This window comes from Pseudomonas sp. FP2338, from assembly GCF_030687515.1.
Classification (GTDB): Bacteria; Pseudomonadota; Gammaproteobacteria; order Pseudomonadales; family Pseudomonadaceae; genus Aquipseudomonas; species Aquipseudomonas salomonii.
Map to the genome: position 1 here is coordinate 430,009 of NZ_CP117436.1, position 16,352 is coordinate 446,360.

Annotated in this window: 13 protein-coding genes; 12 read left to right on the forward strand and 1 reads right to left on the reverse strand. The window is 61.4% G+C overall.

Annotated features, from left to right (window positions below; all coding sequences use genetic code 11):
• Positions 1-70: 70 nt before the first annotated feature.
• Positions 71-1,435 (reverse strand): formimidoylglutamate deiminase, encoded by a 1,365-nt coding sequence (locus PSH96_RS01835; protein ID WP_305457100.1) that lies wholly within the window; start codon positions 1,433-1,435, stop codon positions 71-73.
• A gap of 147 nt (positions 1,436-1,582) precedes the next feature.
• On the opposite strand from PSH96_RS01835, the gene hutC reads away from it, so the two are divergent.
• The 12 genes from hutC (at position 1,583) to hutG (ending at position 16,210) form a co-directional block, all read left to right on the forward strand.
• The gene (gene hutC / locus PSH96_RS01840; protein WP_370694342.1) at positions 1,583-2,293 is read left to right on the forward strand and encodes a histidine utilization repressor; all 711 of its coding nucleotides are present in this window, start codon (positions 1,583-1,585) and stop codon (positions 2,291-2,293) included.
• Positions 2,290-2,850: a HutD family protein gene (locus PSH96_RS01845; RefSeq protein WP_305457102.1), complete on the forward strand. Its 561-nt coding sequence runs from the start codon at positions 2,290-2,292 to the stop codon at positions 2,848-2,850. Before hutC ends, PSH96_RS01845 begins: the two co-directional genes overlap by 4 nt.
• Before the next feature lie 383 nt (positions 2,851-3,233).
• Positions 3,234-4,937, forward strand: a complete 1,704-nt coding sequence (gene hutU / locus PSH96_RS01850) for a urocanate hydratase (RefSeq protein ID WP_050547752.1) — start codon at positions 3,234-3,236, stop codon at positions 4,935-4,937.
• Positions 4,938-5,143: 206 nt separating this feature from the next.
• Positions 5,144-6,589, forward strand: coding sequence for a cytosine permease (locus PSH96_RS01855; RefSeq protein ID WP_305457103.1), 1,446 nt, complete (start codon positions 5,144-5,146; stop codon positions 6,587-6,589).
• Between the two features lie 69 nt (positions 6,590-6,658).
• The gene (locus PSH96_RS01860; protein WP_305457104.1) at positions 6,659-7,624 is read left to right on the forward strand and encodes an ABC transporter substrate-binding protein; all 966 of its coding nucleotides are present in this window, start codon (positions 6,659-6,661) and stop codon (positions 7,622-7,624) included.
• 72 nt (positions 7,625-7,696) lie between these two features.
• A complete protein-coding gene (locus PSH96_RS01865; RefSeq protein WP_017138613.1) occupies positions 7,697-8,548 on the forward strand; it encodes a proline/glycine betaine ABC transporter permease in 852 nt (283 codons plus the stop codon).
• Complete coding sequence (locus tag PSH96_RS01870) at positions 8,545-9,369, forward strand: glycine betaine/L-proline ABC transporter ATP-binding protein (protein ID WP_017138612.1); 825 nt, start codon at positions 8,545-8,547, stop codon at positions 9,367-9,369. Before PSH96_RS01865 ends, PSH96_RS01870 begins: the two co-directional genes overlap by 4 nt.
• A 127-nt stretch (positions 9,370-9,496) precedes the next feature.
• Entirely contained in the window at positions 9,497-11,020 is a 1,524-nt protein-coding gene (gene hutH / locus PSH96_RS01875) for a histidine ammonia-lyase (protein WP_305457105.1), read from the forward strand.
• 30 nt (positions 11,021-11,050) lie between these two features.
• Complete coding sequence (gene hutH, locus PSH96_RS01880) at positions 11,051-12,589, forward strand: histidine ammonia-lyase (protein WP_305457106.1); 1,539 nt, start codon at positions 11,051-11,053, stop codon at positions 12,587-12,589.
• Positions 12,590-12,767: 178 nt separating this feature from the next.
• Positions 12,768-14,177: an amino acid permease gene (locus PSH96_RS01885; RefSeq protein ID WP_138817233.1), complete on the forward strand. Its 1,410-nt coding sequence runs from the start codon at positions 12,768-12,770 to the stop codon at positions 14,175-14,177.
• 15 nt (positions 14,178-14,192) lie between these two features.
• Positions 14,193-15,398 carry an imidazolonepropionase gene (gene hutI / locus PSH96_RS01890; RefSeq protein ID WP_305457107.1) on the forward strand — a complete coding sequence of 402 codons (1,206 nt, stop codon included), beginning with the start codon at positions 14,193-14,195 and terminating at the stop codon, positions 15,396-15,398.
• Between the two features lie 11 nt (positions 15,399-15,409).
• Entirely contained in the window at positions 15,410-16,210 is an 801-nt protein-coding gene (gene hutG, locus PSH96_RS01895) for an N-formylglutamate deformylase (RefSeq protein WP_305457108.1), read from the forward strand.
• The last annotated feature ends 142 nt before the right edge of the window (positions 16,211-16,352 follow it).

Here is a 16,352-nt window from a genome sequence, read left to right on the forward strand (position 1 = left end):
GGTGTAACTGATACACCGAGGTGTTTGTATCGCAGGCAAGCCAGCTCCCACATTTGTTTTGTGTCGGTTATTAGCCCAGCAAGTCTTTCAGCACTTGGGTGAACGCCCGGCTGCTTTCTTCTTCGCCGGCATGATGCCCATCGCGCACCACCCACTTGCCGTTGGCCAGCACATCGCGCACTTGGCGATCACCTCCGGCGAACAGCCAGCGATTCAGAATGCCATCCTCGGTCGCCGTCGCCAGGTACGGGTCATTGCCATCCAGCACAATCCAATCTGCCCGCTTGCCCACTTCCAACCGACCAATCGGCTGCCCCAACGCTTGGGCGCCGCCGTCGAGCGCAGCATCGAACAACGTGCGGCCAACCATCGGCTGATCACTGCGATACAGACGGTTGCGCCGCTGGTCCCGCAGGCGCTGGCCATATTCGAGCCAGCGCAACTCCTCCACCACGCTCAGTGACACATGGCTGTCGGAACCGATACCCATGCGCCCGCCTTGAGCGAGGAAATCCACCGCCGGGAAAATCCCGTCGCCCAAGTTGGCTTCGGTGGTCAGGCACAAGCCGGCAATGGCCCGGCTCTTGGCCATGCGCGTGACTTCATCGGCGTCGGCATGGGTGGCGTGTACCAGGCACCAACGCTCATCCACTTCAACATTGTCATACAGCCATTGCAGCGGGCGTTTGCCGCTCCAGGCCAGGCAGTCATCGACTTCCTTTTGCTGCTCGGCGATGTGGATGTGTACCGGGCAAGTCTTGTCGCTGGCGGCCAGCACCTCATGAATCTGTTTGGGTGTGACGGCACGCAACGAGTGGAAACACAGGCCCAGCTGCTGCGCTGATTGCGCCGCCAGAATGGGTTTCAGACGTGCTTGCAGGTCCAGGTAATCTTCGGTGCTGTTGATAAAGCGCCGCTGGCCTTCATTCGGCGCCTGGCCACCAAAACCGGAGTGGGTGTAGAGCACTGGCAGCAACGTCAGGCCGATGCCACTGCTGGCCGCCGCCTGGCTGATCTGCCGCGACAGCTCCGTGCGATCGGCATACGCCTGGCCGCTGACGTCGTGGTGCACATAATGAAACTCGGCCACCGAGGTGTAGCCGGCCTTGAGCATTTCGATGTACAGCTGGCGGGCGATGACCTGCAATTGCTCGGGGTTGATCTTGCCGACCATGCGGTACATCAAGTCGCGCCAGGTCCAGAAGCTGTCATTCGGGTTGCCCGCGACTTCGGCCAAACCGGCCATGGCGCGCTGGAACGCATGGGAGTGCAGGTTGGGCATGCCCGCCAAAACCGGGCCTCTGAGCCGTTCGGCGTTGTCTGCGCTGGCATTGGGCTCAACGTGGGTCAGCACGCCATCGGCGCTGACTTCAAAGCGTACATCGTTGGCCCATCCATTAGGCAGCAGCGCGCGTTCGGCAAAGAAAGCGGACATGATCAAGGCACCCCGGTCGTGTGTTTATTTGTATATACATATACAGACGTTTGCCTGCTCGGTAAACTCCGGCAATCTATGCATCTTTTCCCCCTGCAAGGATTCCCTGTGCCGACTCCGCCTGCCAAGTCTTCGCTGGCTGCCCACATGGACGAAAGTCCGGCGCCCTTGTATGCCCGCGTCAAACAGATGATCAGCCAGCAAATCCTCAACGGCAACTGGCCGCCCCATTACCGCGTGCCGTCGGAAAGCGAACTGGTCAGCCAGTTGGGCTTCAGCCGCATGACCATCAACCGCGCCCTGCGCGAACTCACCGCCGAAGGTCTGCTGGTGCGCATGCAAGGCGTCGGCACCTTCGTCGCCGAGCCCAAGAGCCAGTCGGCGCTGTTTGAAGTGCACAACATTGCCGATGAGATCGCCTCTCGCGGTCATCGGCATACCTGCCAGGTTATTCACCTGGGCGAAGAGGCCGCCGGTTCCGAGCGCGCCGTGGCCCTGGAAATGCGTGAAGGCGGGCGGGTGTTCCACTCGCTGATCGTGCATTTTGAAAACGATATTCCCGTGCAAATCGAAGACCGCTTCGTCAACGCCCTGGTGGCGCCGGAATACCTGCAGCAGGATTTCACCCAGCAAACACCCTACGCCTACCTCAACCAGGTCGCGCCACTGACCGAGGGCGAGCATGTGGTTGAAGCCATCCTCGCCGACCCCGCCGAGTGCAAGCTGTTGCAGATCGAGCCAAGCGAGCCTTGCCTGTTGATTCGCCGCCGCACCTGGTCCGGCCGCCAGCCGGTCACCGCCGCGCGTTTGATCCACCCCGGTTCCCGTCATAGCCTGGAAGGACGTTTCAGTAAATGAGTGAAGTGAAAGTCTGGCGCGCCGCCGACTACATCCGCATGCCGTGGAAAAACGGCGGCGGCAGCACCGAAGAAATCACCCGTGACGCAGGCACTGGCCTGGATGGCTTTGGCTGGCGCCTGTCGATTGCCGATATTGCCGAGTCGGGCGGGTTTTCTACCTTTGCCGGCTACCAGCGCGTGATCACCGTGATCAAAGGCGCGGGCATGGTCCTCACCGTGGATGGCGAGGAACAGCGCGGGCTGTTACCGCTGCAGCCGTTCGCCTTCAAGGGTGACAGCCAAGTGTCGTGCCGCCTTATTACCGGGCCGATCCGCGATTTCAACCTGATTTATTCGCCTGAGTGTTACCACGCACGGTTGCAGTGGATTGACGGCGTGCAGCGGTTTTTCAGCACGGCGCACACGGTGTTGGTGTTCAGTGTGGCGGATGAGGTGAAGGTGCTGGGTGAAAAGCTCGGCCATCACGATTGCCTGCAAATCGACGGTAACGACGACCTGCTCGACCTCCCGATAACCGGCCGCTGCTGCCTGATCGAACTGACCGCACGCGGTTAAAAAGTGTGGGAGCTGGCTTGCCTGCGATAGCGGTGTGTCAGTCAGCACATCTGATGCTGACACACCGCTATCGCAGGCAAGCCAGCTCCCACATTTGCTCTTCATTGCTCATAAGAGCTGTTTCCAGCCGCGCACCAATTTGTTACCGAATGCCCCAGCTTGGCGCAATGCCAGGCGGTCCTGAACAATGTCCCCGGCCGCAAACTCCCTCTGTAAGAAAATTCACCAAGCCTCAAAGCCTTAATTTCCAAGGCTTTCACACGCCTCCCAAAAAAATCTCAACCGCTCTCTGACCAAGTTGGCCGCTTGATTGCATATGCTTGTACATACAAGTAAAGATGTGTGCGTAAGACTCTCCTTCGCACCATCAATGTTCGCGCACCATGCCGAGGAGTCCAGCTGTGACCGATTTTTCGAAAGCCAAGCCTACTAAATACCGTGACGTCGAAATCCGTGCCGCTCGCGGTAACAAGCTCACCGCCAAAAGCTGGCTGACTGAAGCACCGTTGCGCATGCTGATGAACAACCTTGATCCGCAAGTGGCCGAGAACCCGAAAGAATTGGTGGTGTACGGCGGTATCGGCCGTGCGGCGCGCAACTGGGAGTGCTACGACCAGATCGTCGAGAGCCTCACTAACCTGAATGACGACGAGACCCTGCTGGTGCAATCCGGCAAGCCGGTCGGCGTGTTCAAGACCCACAGCAACGCCCCGCGCGTGCTGATCGCCAACTCCAACCTGGTGCCGCACTGGGCCAGTTGGGAGCACTTCAACGAACTGGATGCCAAGGGCCTGGCCATGTACGGCCAGATGACCGCCGGCAGCTGGATCTACATCGGCAGCCAGGGCATCGTGCAGGGCACCTACGAAACCTTCGTGGAAGCCGGCCGCCAGCATTACAACAGCGACCTCACCGGCCGCTGGGTCCTCACCGCCGGCCTCGGCGGCATGGGCGGCGCTCAGCCGTTGGCTGCGACCCTGGCTGGCGCCTGCTCGCTGAACATCGAGTGCCAGCAGGTCAGCATCGATTTTCGTCTGGCCAGCCGTTATGTCGACGAGCAAGCCACCGACCTCGACGACGCCCTGGCGCGTATCGCCAAATACACCAAGGAAGGCAAGGCCATCTCCATCGCCTTGCTGGGCAACGCGGCCGAAATCCTGCCGGAACTGATCAAGCGCGGCGTGCGCCCGGACATGGTCACCGACCAGACCAGCGCCCACGACCCACTCAACGGCTACCTGCCGGCCGGCTGGACCTGGGACGAATACCGCGCCCGCGCCAAGACCGAACCGGCTGCTGTGATCAAGGCCGCCAAACAGTCGATGGCCGTGCACGTCAAAGCCATGCTGGAATTCCAGAAGCAAGGCATTCCGACCTTCGACTACGGCAACAACATCCGCCAAATGGCCCAGGAAGAAGGCGTGGAAAACGCGTTCGACTTCCCAGGCTTCGTGCCGGCCTACATCCGCCCACTGTTCTGCCGTGGTATCGGCCCGTTCCGCTGGGCTGCACTGTCGGGCGACCCGCAAGACATCTACAAGACCGACGCCAAAGTCAAAGAGCTGATCCCGGACGACGCGCACCTGCATAACTGGCTGGACATGGCCCGCGAGCGCATCAGCTTTCAGGGCTTGCCGGCACGTATCTGCTGGGTTGGACTGGGCCAGCGCGCCAAGCTTGGCCTGGCATTCAACGAAATGGTACGTAGCGGCGAGCTGTCGGCGCCGGTGGTGATCGGCCGTGACCACCTCGACTCCGGCTCGGTCGCAAGCCCCAACCGCGAAACCGAAGCCATGCAGGACGGCTCCGACGCCGTGTCCGACTGGCCACTGCTCAACGCCCTGCTCAACACCGCAAGCGGCGCGACCTGGGTGTCGCTGCACCACGGCGGTGGCGTGGGCATGGGCTTCTCCCAGCACTCTGGCATGGTGATCGTCTGCGACGGTACCGACGAAGCGGCTGAGCGCATTGCCCGCGTACTGCACAACGACCCGGCCACGGGGGTGATGCGTCACGCCGATGCCGGTTACCAGATCGCCATCGACTGCGCCAAGGAACAGGGCCTCAACCTGCCGATGATCAAGTAACGAACGGCTAGGTTCCTGTGGGAGCTGGCTGTATGGGAGCTGGCTTGTGTGGGAGCTGGCTTGCCTGCGATGCAGGCGACTCAGTCTCTCGGCAGAACCGAGGGGATGCCATCGCAGGCAAGCCAGCTCCCACATTTGCCCTGCTGTGTACACAAGACATGTTTCACCCGCACCACCGAAAAACAATCCATCAGAGGTTGAACAACATGGCTGCAAATGACACCACCCCGTTGATCGAAAGGCGTTCGATCGACTACATCCCGGAAGCGGAAAGACACGGTCGTCTATTGAGCCAGTTCACCCTGTGGATGGGTGCCAACCTGCAAATCACCGCGATTGTCACCGGGGCGTTGGCCGTGGTTCTGGGCGGTGATGTGTTCTGGTCGTTGATCGGTCTTTTGATCGGCCAACTCATCGGCGGCGGCGTCATGGCGTTGCATGCGGCGCAAGGGCCAAAGCTTGGCCTGCCACAGATGATCTCCAGCCGGGTGCAGTTCGGCGTTTATGGTGCAGCCATTCCGATTGTGCTGGTTTGTTTGATGTACCTCGGTTTCACCGCGACCGGGACCGTGCTGTCGGGGCAGGCGCTAGGCCAGTTGTTCGGGGTCAGCGACAGCGTCGGTATCCTGATTTTTGCCAGCGTGATCGTACTGGTCACCGTATTGGGTTACCGGGTGATCCACTTTATCGGGCGTGTCGCCAGCGTCATTGGCGTGATTGCCTTTGTCTATCTGTTCAGTCGTTTGATGAGCCAGACCGACGTCGGCGCGCTTTTGCAGATTCGCCACTTCAGCTGGAGCAGTTTCCTGCTGGCGGTATCGCTCGCGGCCTCCTGGCAGATCGCCTTCGGCCCTTACGTGGCGGACTATTCACGTTACCTGCCAAGCAAAACATCTTCGCTGAAAACCTTTTTCGCCGCCGGCGCGGGTTCAGTCATTGGTGCTCAGGTGGCGATGGTCCTTGGCGTGTTTGCCGCGGCCATGTCCAACGGGCAATTTGCCGGTCACGAAGTCGCCTACATCGTTGGGTTGAGTGGTACGGGCGCCACCGCCGCGCTGCTGTACTTCAGCATCGCGTTCGGCAAGGTCACCATCTCTACCCTGAACTCCTACGGCAGCTTCATGTGCATTGCGACCATCATCAGCGGCTTCCGTGGTCGCCTGGAGGTCACGCGCCTGCAACGTCTGGTGTTCGTGCTGGTGATAGTCGGCGCTGCAACCCTGATCGCGTTGCTCGGCCAGCACTCGTTCCTCGGTGCGTTCAAGTCTTTCATCCTGTTTCTGCTGGCGTTCTTTACGCCGTGGAGTGCGATCAACCTGGTGGATTACTACTGCATCACCCGCGAGCGCTATGACGTACCCGCCCTGGCCGACCCGAAGGGCCGCTACGGTCGCTGGAACCTGCTCGGTATCAGCGTTTATGTGTTCGGCGTGCTGGTGCAGTTGCCGTTCATCTCTACCAAGTTCTACACCGGCCCCTTGGTTGCCGCGCTGGGTGATGTGGATATCTCCTGGATCATCGGCCTGGTACTGCCTGCGGCCCTGTATTACGTCTGTGCGAAAAAATGGCACGGCACAGTGCCCGATCAACTGATCCTGCCAAGAGAGCAGGGCGCTGCACCAACGACAAACGGGCTGGCTGCACAAGCCTGATGGGACGTGGACAGGGCAGGATGCCTACTGACTGCCGTAATCCATTTCAAGATTGGGAGCGTCACAACAATGAAGATGAATAAAACCCTGCTGGCCACCGTGTTATCTGCAGGCTTGCTGGCCACTGCCGGTGCCCAGGCGGCGGGTTGGTGCGAGTCCGGCAAACCGGTGAAATTCGCCGGGCTGAACTGGGAAAGCGGCATGTTGCTCACCGACATCCTGCAAACCGTGCTGGAGAAAGGCTACGACTGCAAAACCGACAGCTTGCCGGGCAACTCCATCACCATGGAAAACGCCCTGAGCAGCAACGACATCCAGGTGTTCGCCGAAGAGTGGGTAGGCCGCAGCGAGGTCTGGAACAAGGCCGAGAAGGCCGGCAAAGTCGTTGGTGTTGGCGCGCCCGTTGTCGGTGCCGTCGAAGGCTGGTACGTGCCGCGTTACGTGATCGAAGGCGACGCCAAGCGCAAGCTGGAACCCAAGGCGCCGGACCTGAAAAACATCGCCGACCTGGCCAAATACGCCTCGGTGTTCAAGGACCAGGAAGAGCCGTCCAAGGGCCGCTTCTACAACTGCCCGGCCGGCTGGACCTGTGAGCTGGACAACAGCGAGATGCTCAAAAGCTACGGCCTGGAAAGCACCTACACCAACTTCCGCCCTGGCACCGGCCCGGCGCTGGATGCCGCTGTGCTGTCGAGCTACAAGCGTGGCGAGCCGATCCTGTTCTACTACTGGTCGCCCACCCCGCTGATGGGCCAGGTTGATCTGGTCAAGCTCGAAGAAAAGCCCGGTGTGGATAAAAGCGTGAGCATCAAGGTCGGCCTGTCCAAGACCTTCCACGAGCAAGCGCCTGAACTGGTAGCGGTGCTGGAAAAGGTCAACCTGCCGATCGATCTGCTTAACCAGAACCTCGGCCGCATGGCCAAAGAGCGGATTGAGTCGCCAAAACTGGCGAAAATTTTCCTCAAGGAACATCCTGAAGTCTGGCACGCATGGGTGAGCGACGACGCAGCCAAGAAAATCGACGCGGCCTTGTAGGTCAAGGGTGTCCGGCTACCCTGAGGGGCTAGCCGGGCACACGGCCACAACCCACTGGATCGAGAGCACGCTATGTTTCCTGAGAGTTTTACGTTTTCCATCGCCGACTGGGTCAACGGTTGGGTGGACTCACTGGTCACCAACTACGGTGATGTGTTCCGGCACATCTCCGACACGCTGTTGTGGGCCATCGTCAACCTGGAAGGCTTGCTGCGCGCAGCGCCCTGGTGGTTGATGCTCGCCATTGTCGGCGGCATCGCCTGGCACGCCACCCGCAAGGTGGTGACCACGGCGGTGATCGTCGGTCTGCTGTTCCTGGTGGGCGCGGTTGGCCTGTGGGACAAGCTGATGCAAACCCTGGCGCTGATGATGGTTGCCACGGTGATTTCGGTGCTGATCGGCATTCCGCTGGGCATCCTGTCGGCACGCAGCAATCGCCTGCGTTCGGTATTGATGCCGCTGCTCGACATCATGCAAACCATGCCCAGCTTCGTGTATCTGATTCCGGTGCTGATGCTGTTTGGCCTGGGCAAGGTGCCGGCGATTTTCGCCACGGTGATCTACGCCGCGCCGCCGCTGATACGCCTTACCGACTTGGGCATTCGCCAGGTCGACGGCGAAGTCATGGAAGCCATCAACGCCTTCGGTGCCAACCGCTGGCAGCAACTGTTTGGCGTGCAACTGCCGCTGGCGCTGCCGAGCATCATGGCCGGTATCAACCAGACCACCATGATGGCGTTGTCGATGGTAGTGATCGCCTCGATGATCGGCGCCCGTGGTTTGGGCGAAGACGTGCTCGTCGGCATCCAGACCCTCAACGTCGGCCGTGGCCTCGAAGCCGGGCTGGCGATTGTGATTCTTGCAGTGGTCATCGACCGCATTACCCAGGCCTATGGTCGTCCACGGCATGAGGCGAGCAAATGACTACTGTCAGCAAAATTGAAGTTAAAAACGTCTTCAAGATTTTCGGCAACCGCTCCAAGGAAGCCCTGGCGATGGTTGGCCAGGGCAAGACCAAGGACCAGGTGTTGGCCGAGACCGGTTGCGTGGTCGGCGTGAACGACCTGTCACTGAGCATCGGCACCGGCGAGATCTTTGTGATCATGGGCCTGTCGGGTTCGGGCAAGTCCACGTTGGTACGCCACTTCAACCGCTTGATCGACCCGACCAGCGGCGCGATCCTGGTGGACGGCGAAGACATCCTGCAACTGGACATGGAAGCCCTGCGCCAATTCCGCCGCCACAAGATCAGCATGGTATTTCAGAGCTTCGGCCTGCTGCCCCACAAGAGCGTGCTCGACAACGTCGCCTACGGCCTCAAGGTGCGCGGCGAAACCAAGCAGGTGTGCGCCGAACGTGCGCTGCACTGGATCGAAACCGTGGGCCTGAAGGGCTACGAAAACAAATACCCGCACCAGCTTTCCGGCGGCATGCGCCAACGTGTCGGCCTGGCCCGCGCTTTGGCAGCGGACACCGACATCATCCTGATGGACGAAGCCTTCAGCGCCCTCGACCCGTTGATCCGCGCCGAGATGCAGGACCAGTTGCTGGAGCTGCAAAAGACCCTGCACAAGACCATCGTGTTCATCACTCACGACCTCGACGAGGCGGTGCGCATTGGCAACCGCATTGCGATTCTCAAGGACGGCAAGCTGATCCAGGTCGGCACGCCGCGCGAGATTCTGCATTCGCCGGCGGATGAGTATGTGGACCGGTTTGTTCAGCGCCGGGCGGCGGTGGTCTGATCTGAGCCTTGTGGTGAGCCTATCGCAGGCAAGCCAGCTCCCACAGGGGAATGTATTCCAAAGGTGGGAGCTGGCTTGCCTGCGATAGGGCCGGTAAGGCTGCACAAGTATTGAAGAAGGTATGAAGATGTCCCAGGCAACAACAATCATCATCGCCGACGCCCCTCTGCGTTGGCAGGACGTGGTCGCCGTCGCCCGCCACGGCGCCGTGCTCGAACTTTCGGGCCACGCCTGGGCGCGCATCGACAATGCCCAGGCCATCGTGCAGCGCATCGTCACCAGCGGCGAACGCGCCTATGGCGTGAACACCGGCCTGGGCGCGCTGTGCAATGTGTCGCTCAAAGGTGAACAACTCAGCCAGCTGTCGCGCAACACGCTGCTGAGCCACGCCTGTGGCGTCGGCCCGGTGCTGAGCGACGAACAGACCCGCGCGATCATCTGCGCAGCCGTCATCAACTACAGCCACGGCAAATCCGGCCTGCACCCGCAGGTGGTGCATTCGCTGCTGGCGTTGCTCAACCATGGCATCACCCCGCAAGTACCGTCCCAGGGCTCGGTGGGCTACCTGACCCACATGGCCCACATTGGCGTGGCCTTGCTCGGCGTTGGTGATGTGAGCTATCGCGGCCAGATCGTGACGGCGCAAGCGGCATTAAAAACCGAAGGTTTACAGCCTGTGGTGCTCGGCGCCAAAGACGGCCTGTGCCTGGTCAATGGCACGCCGTGCATGACCGGCCTGAGCTGCCTGGCCCTGGCTGACGCGCATCACCTGCTGCAATGGGCCGACGTGATCGGCGCCATGAGTTTCGAAGCCCAGCGTGGTCAGATCGAAGCCTTCGACGAAGCCATCATCGCCCTCAAGCCACACCCAGGCATGCAGCAAGTCGGCATCAACCTGCGGGCCTTGCTCGACGGCAGTGAAGTGATCGCCAGCAGCAAAGGCATCCGCACCCAGGACGCGCTGAGCATCCGCTCGATCCCGCAGATTCACGGCGCGGCACGTGATCAGGTTGAACACGCCACGCGCCAGATCGAGACCGAACTCAACAGCGCCACCGACAACCCGCTGGTGCTCGGCACGCCGGACAACTACCGCGTGGTGTCCCAGGCCAACCCGCATGGGCAGTCTGTGGCACTGGCGGCCGATATGCTCGCCATCGCCATGGCCGAAATCGGCTCGGTGGCCGAGCGTCGTCTGGACCGCCTGATCAACCCGCATGTCAGTGGCTTGCCGGCGTTCCTGGTCAGCAACCCTGGGGTCAACTCCGGGATGATGATCGTGCAGTACGTCGCCGCCTCGCTGTGCGGGCAGAACCGCCAGCTGGCGCAACCGGCGGTGCTCGACAATTTCGTCACCTCGGGGCTGCAGGAAGACCACTTGAGCATGGGCACCAACGCCGCGCTCAAGCTGCATCAGCTGTTGGCCAACGTCACCCAGATTCTCGCCATCGAGTACCTGTTGGCGGCCCAGGCATTTGAGTTTTTGAAGGACCAGCGTTTTGGCGCGGGCACTGACAGCGCCTGGCGTCTGCTCCGTGAAAAAGTCTCACCTTACGAGCAGGACCGCTGGCTGGCGCCGGACATCGCGAGCGCCGCCGCGTTGCTCAAGGACACCGCTTTGCTGCACCACGTATTACCTGATTTGCATTAACACTTATCCAAAAGAACAATTCAAAGGAGCATGAATGTGACTGCGCTAAATTTGATTCCAGGCCAACTGAGCCTTGCCCAACTGCGAGCCATCTACCAGCAGCCGGTAACCCTCAGTCTGGATGACAGCGCCACGGCGCAGATCGAAGCCAGTGTGGCCTGCGTGGAGCAGATTCTCGCCGAGAACCGCACCGCCTACGGCATCAACACCGGTTTCGGCCTGCTGGCCTCGACCCGCATCGCAAGCGAAGACCTGGAAAACCTCCAGCGTTCCCTGGTGTTGTCCCACGCCGCCGGCGTCGGTGAGCCGATCAGCGACGCGCTGGTGCGGCTGGTCATGGTGCTCAAGGTCAACAGCCTGAGCCGTGGGTTCTCCGGCATTCGTCGCCAGGTGATTGACGCGCTGATCGCACTGATCAACGCCGAGGTGTACCCGCACATTCCGCTTAAAGGTTCGGTCGGTGCTTCCGGCGACTTGGCACCATTGGCGCATATGTCCCTGGTGCTGCTGGGCGAAGGCAAGGCGCGTTACAAGGGCGAATGGCTGGAAGCTACCGAAGCACTGAAAGTTGCCGGCCTGACGCCGCTGACGCTGGCGGCCAAAGAAGGCCTGGCGCTGCTGAACGGCACCCAGGTGTCCACCGCGTATGCCTTGCGCGGCCTGTTCGAAGGCGAAGACCTGTTCGCCGGTGCGCTGGCGTGCGGAGCCCTCACCGTCGAAGCGGTATTGGGCTCGCGCTCGCCGTTCGACGCACGTATCCATGCCGCCCGTGGCCAGCGCGGTCAGATCGATGCGGCTGCGGCCTATCGCGACCTGCTCGGCGAGAGCAGCCAGGTGTCCCAGTCGCACCAGAACTGCGACAAGGTGCAAGATCCGTATTCCCTGCGCTGCCAGCCGCAAGTCATGGGCGCCTGCCTGACCCAGTTCCGCCAGGCCGCCGAAGTGCTGGTGGTAGAGGCCAATGCGGTGTCGGATAACCCGCTGGTGTTTGCTGCCGAAGGCGACGTGATCTCCGGCGGCAACTTCCACGCCGAGCCGGTGGCCATGGCTGCCGACAACATGGCACTGGCTATCGCCGAAATCGGTTCGCTGAGCGAGCGTCGCATCTCGTTGATGATGGACAAGCACATGTCGCAACTGCCGCCGTTCTTGGTCGGCAATGGCGGGGTGAACTCCGGTTTCATGATCGCCCAGGTTACCGCTGCGGCGCTGGCCAGTGAGAACAAGGCGCTGGCGCATCCCCATAGCGTGGATAGCATCCCGACGTCGGCCAACCAGGAAGACCACGTGTCGATGGCCCCGGCTGCGGGCAAGCGCTTGTGGGAAATGGCTGAGAACACCCGTGGCGTACTCGCAGTCGAGTGGCTGGCGGCGTGCCAGGGCCTGGACCTGCGCGACGGTTTGAGAACCTCGACCAAGCTGGAAAAAGCCCGTGGAATCCTGCGCGACAAAGTGGCGTTCTATGAAAAGGACCGCTTCTTTGCTCCGGACATCAATGCCGCCAGCGAACTGCTCGCCAGCCGCTGCCTGAATGAGCTGGTGCCGGCCAAGCTTCTGCCGAGCCTCTAAGCGATCTAAAGGACGGCATGCTCTCTGTGGCGAGGGAGCTTGCTCCCGCTCGAGTGCGAAGCGCTCGCAAGTTTTTGGGGCTGCTGCGCAGCCCAGCGCGAGCAAGCTCGCTCGCCACAAAAGCCCGTCATGCTCAGGCTTTGAATTTTCTCGGGATAAAAATAACTAGGGAAGAGAAATGCACCAGCAAGAAAAGGGTTTGAAACGCGGGCTAAGCGCCCGACATATTCGCTTCATGGCACTCGGTTCCGCGATCGGCACCGGGCTGTTCTATGGTTCCGCCTCCGCCATCCAAATGGCTGGCCCTGCCGTGCTGCTGGCCTACCTGATCGGCGGCGCTGCCGTGTTCATGGTGATGCGCGCCCTCGGTGAAATGGCCGTGCACAACCCGGTGTCCGGTTCCTTCGGCCAGTACGCCAGCACCTATTTGGGGCCGATGGCCGGGTTTGTGCTCGGCTGGACCTACGCGTTTGAAATGATCATCGTCTGCCTCGCCGACGTCACCGCCTTTGGCATCTACATGGGCTTCTGGTTTCCCGAGGTCGCACGCTGGGTCTGGGTGCTGGGCATCGTGTTTTTGATCGGCGGCCTGAACCTGTGCAACGTCAAAGTGTTTGGTGAGATGGAGTTCTGGTTGTCACTGCTCAAGGTCGGCGCCATCGTGGCGATGATCCTCGGCGGCTTTGGCATCATGCTGTTCGGCATTCATTCGGCGGGTGAAACCCAGGCCAGCGGCCTCAGCAACCTGTGGGCGCATGGGGGCTTCATGCCTAACGGCATCGGCGGCCTGATCGCTTCGTTCGCGGTGGTGATGTTTGCGTTTGGCGGCATCGAAATCATCGGCATCACCGCCGGTGAAGCCAAAGATCCGCAGCGCGTGATTCCCAAGGCGATCAATGCGGTGCCGCTGCGCATCCTGTTGTTTTACGTGCTGACCCTGTTTGTGTTGATGGCCATCTACCCGTGGCCGCAGATCGGCAGCCAGGGCAGCCCGTTCGTGCAGATCTTCAGCAACCTGGGCATTGGCTCGGCCGCAACCATCCTCAATATCGTGGTGATCTCGGCCGCCGTCTCGGCCATCAACAGCGACATCTTCGGCGCCGGCCGCATGATGTATGGCCTGGCCCAGCAAGGGCAGGCGCCCAAGGGGTTTGCGCAGCTGTCCAAACACGGCGTGCCGTGGATGACCGTCCTGGTGATGGGCGCGGCGTTGCTCGGCGGCGTGGTGCTCAATTACCTGATCCCGGAAAACGTGTTCCTGCTGATCGCCTCGATTGCCACCTTCGCCACCGTGTGGGTGTGGCTGATGATCCTGTTTACCCAGGTCGCCATGCGCCGCTCCATGACCAAGGAACAGGTGGCCGAGCTGAAATTCCCGGTGCCGTTCTGGCCCTATGCGCCAGCGGCGGCCATTGTGTTCATGCTGTTCGTGTTTGGCGTGCTGGGTTACTTCCCGGATACCCAGGCGGCTTTGCTGGTCGGCGCCGTGTGGATCGTGCTGCTGGTGCTGGCTTACCTGCTGTGGGTCAAACCCGCTGCCGGGCAAGCGGCCAAGGTCCATTACGACCCGGCTTTGTCTCATCGATAACTTAGGGAGGCGTTGATGAAAACGCTTTGGCAACACTGCCACGTCGCAACCATGGCCCACGGCAAATACTCGATCATCGAGGATGCCGCGATGGTCACTGCCAATTCACTGATTGAGTGGATCGGCCCGCGCAGCGAAGTACCGACGGCGGATTACGCCCAGGTGCATGACCTGCAAGGCGCGTGGGTCACCCCCGGGCTGATCGACTGCCACACCCACACGGTGTTCGGCGGCAATCGCAGCGGTGAATTCGAGCAGCGCCTTGAAGGCGTGAGCTACGCCGAAATCGCCGCCAAAGGTGGCGGTATTGCCAGCACCGTGCGCGCCACCCGCGCCGCCACCGAAGATGAGCTGTTTGCCAGCGCTGAAAAGCGCTTGCGCAGTTTGCTGCGTGACGGCGTGACCACGGTGGAGATCAAATCCGGCTACGGCCTGGACCTGGTCAACGAGCGCAAGATGCTGCGGGTTGCACGGCGCCTTGGCCAAGTGCTGCCGGTGAGCGTGCGCGCCACGTGCCTGGCAGCCCACGCGCTGCCGCCGGAGTACAAGGACCGCGCTGACGATTACATCGACCACATCTGCGCCGAGATGCTGCCGGCGCTCGCGGCCGAAGGGCTGGTGGATGCGGTTGATGCCTTCTGTGAATACCTGGCGTTTTCCACCGAGCAGGTGGAGCGTGTGTTCAAGGTGGCCCAGCAGTTGGGCTTGCCGGTGAAGCTGCACGCCGAGCAGCTGTCCTCTTTGCACGGCTCCAGCCTCGCGGCGCGTTATCACGCGCTGTCGGCCGACCACCTGGAATTCATGACCGAAGAAGACGCCATCGCCATGGCCGCTTCCGGCACCGTCGCGGTGTTGCTGCCGGGCGCGTTCTACTTCCTGCGTGAAACCCAGTTGCCGCCGATGGATGCGCTGCGCAAGCACGGCGTGAAGATCGCCATCGCCAGCGACCTCAACCCTGGCACCTCGCCGGCGCTGTCGGTGCGCCTGATGCTGAACATGGCTTGCACGCTGTTCCGCATGACCCCGGAAGAAGCCCTGGCGGGCGCCACGCAACATGCGGCCACCGCGCTGGGCATGGGCGACACCCATGGTTCGCTCGAAGTCGGCAAGGTTGCGGACTTTGTCGCCTGGCAGATTGATCGCCCTGCCGACCTGGCTTACTGGCTGGGCGGCGAACTGGATAAACGCGTCGTGCGCCACGGCGTCGACGTAAACGTCTGAGGAGTACTGTTGTGGATAAGGTTCTGAATTTCAAACAAGGCCGCGTGCCGCTGCTGATCAGCATGCCCCACGCGGGTTTGCGCCTGACGCCTGCGGTCGAAGCCGGGCTGATCCCCGAGGCACAAAGCTTGCCGGACACCGACTGGCATATCCCGACGTTGTATGACTTTGCCGAAGCACTGGGCGCCAGCACCTTGTCGGCCGAGTACTCGCGGTTTGTGATCGACCTGAACCGGCCGTCCGACGACACACCGCTCTACGCCGGCGCCACCACCGGACTGTACCCGGCGACCCTGTTCGAGGGTGTGCCGTTGTTCCGTGAAGGGCAGGTGCCGTCCGAAGAAGAACGCGTAACCTACCTGCAAAAGATCTGGGGCCCGTACCACCGCACGCTGCAAGAAGAGCTGGCGCGGCTCAAGGCCGAGTTCGGCTACGCCTTGCTGTTTGATGCGCACTCGATCCGCTCGGTAATCCCGCACCTGTTCGACGGCAAGCTGCCGGACTTCAACCTCGGCACCTTCAACGGCGCGGCGTGTGACCCCGAGCTGGCCAGCCAGTTGGAAGGCATCTGCGCTCAGCATCCGCAGTTCACCCATGTGCTGAACGGGCGCTTCAAGGGCGGGCATATCACTCGCCACTACGGCGACCCGACGCAGGATATTCATGCGGTGCAGTTGGAGCTGTGCCAGAGCACGTATATGGAAGAGGTTGAGCCGTTCCGTTATCGCGCGGATCTGGCTGAGCCGACGCGGGTGGTATTGAAGCAGTTGCTGGAAGGGTTGTTAGCCTGGGGGCAGAAGCGCTACAGCTGATATCGCTATAGCAGGCAAGCCAGCTCCCACATTTGAATGTATTCACAGATCAAAATGTGGGAGCTGGCTTGCCTGCGATGGGGCCCTCACAGTCGCCCCAGTGCAACTGCCGGTCGCCACAGTTCGTGTCAGCACAGGTCCC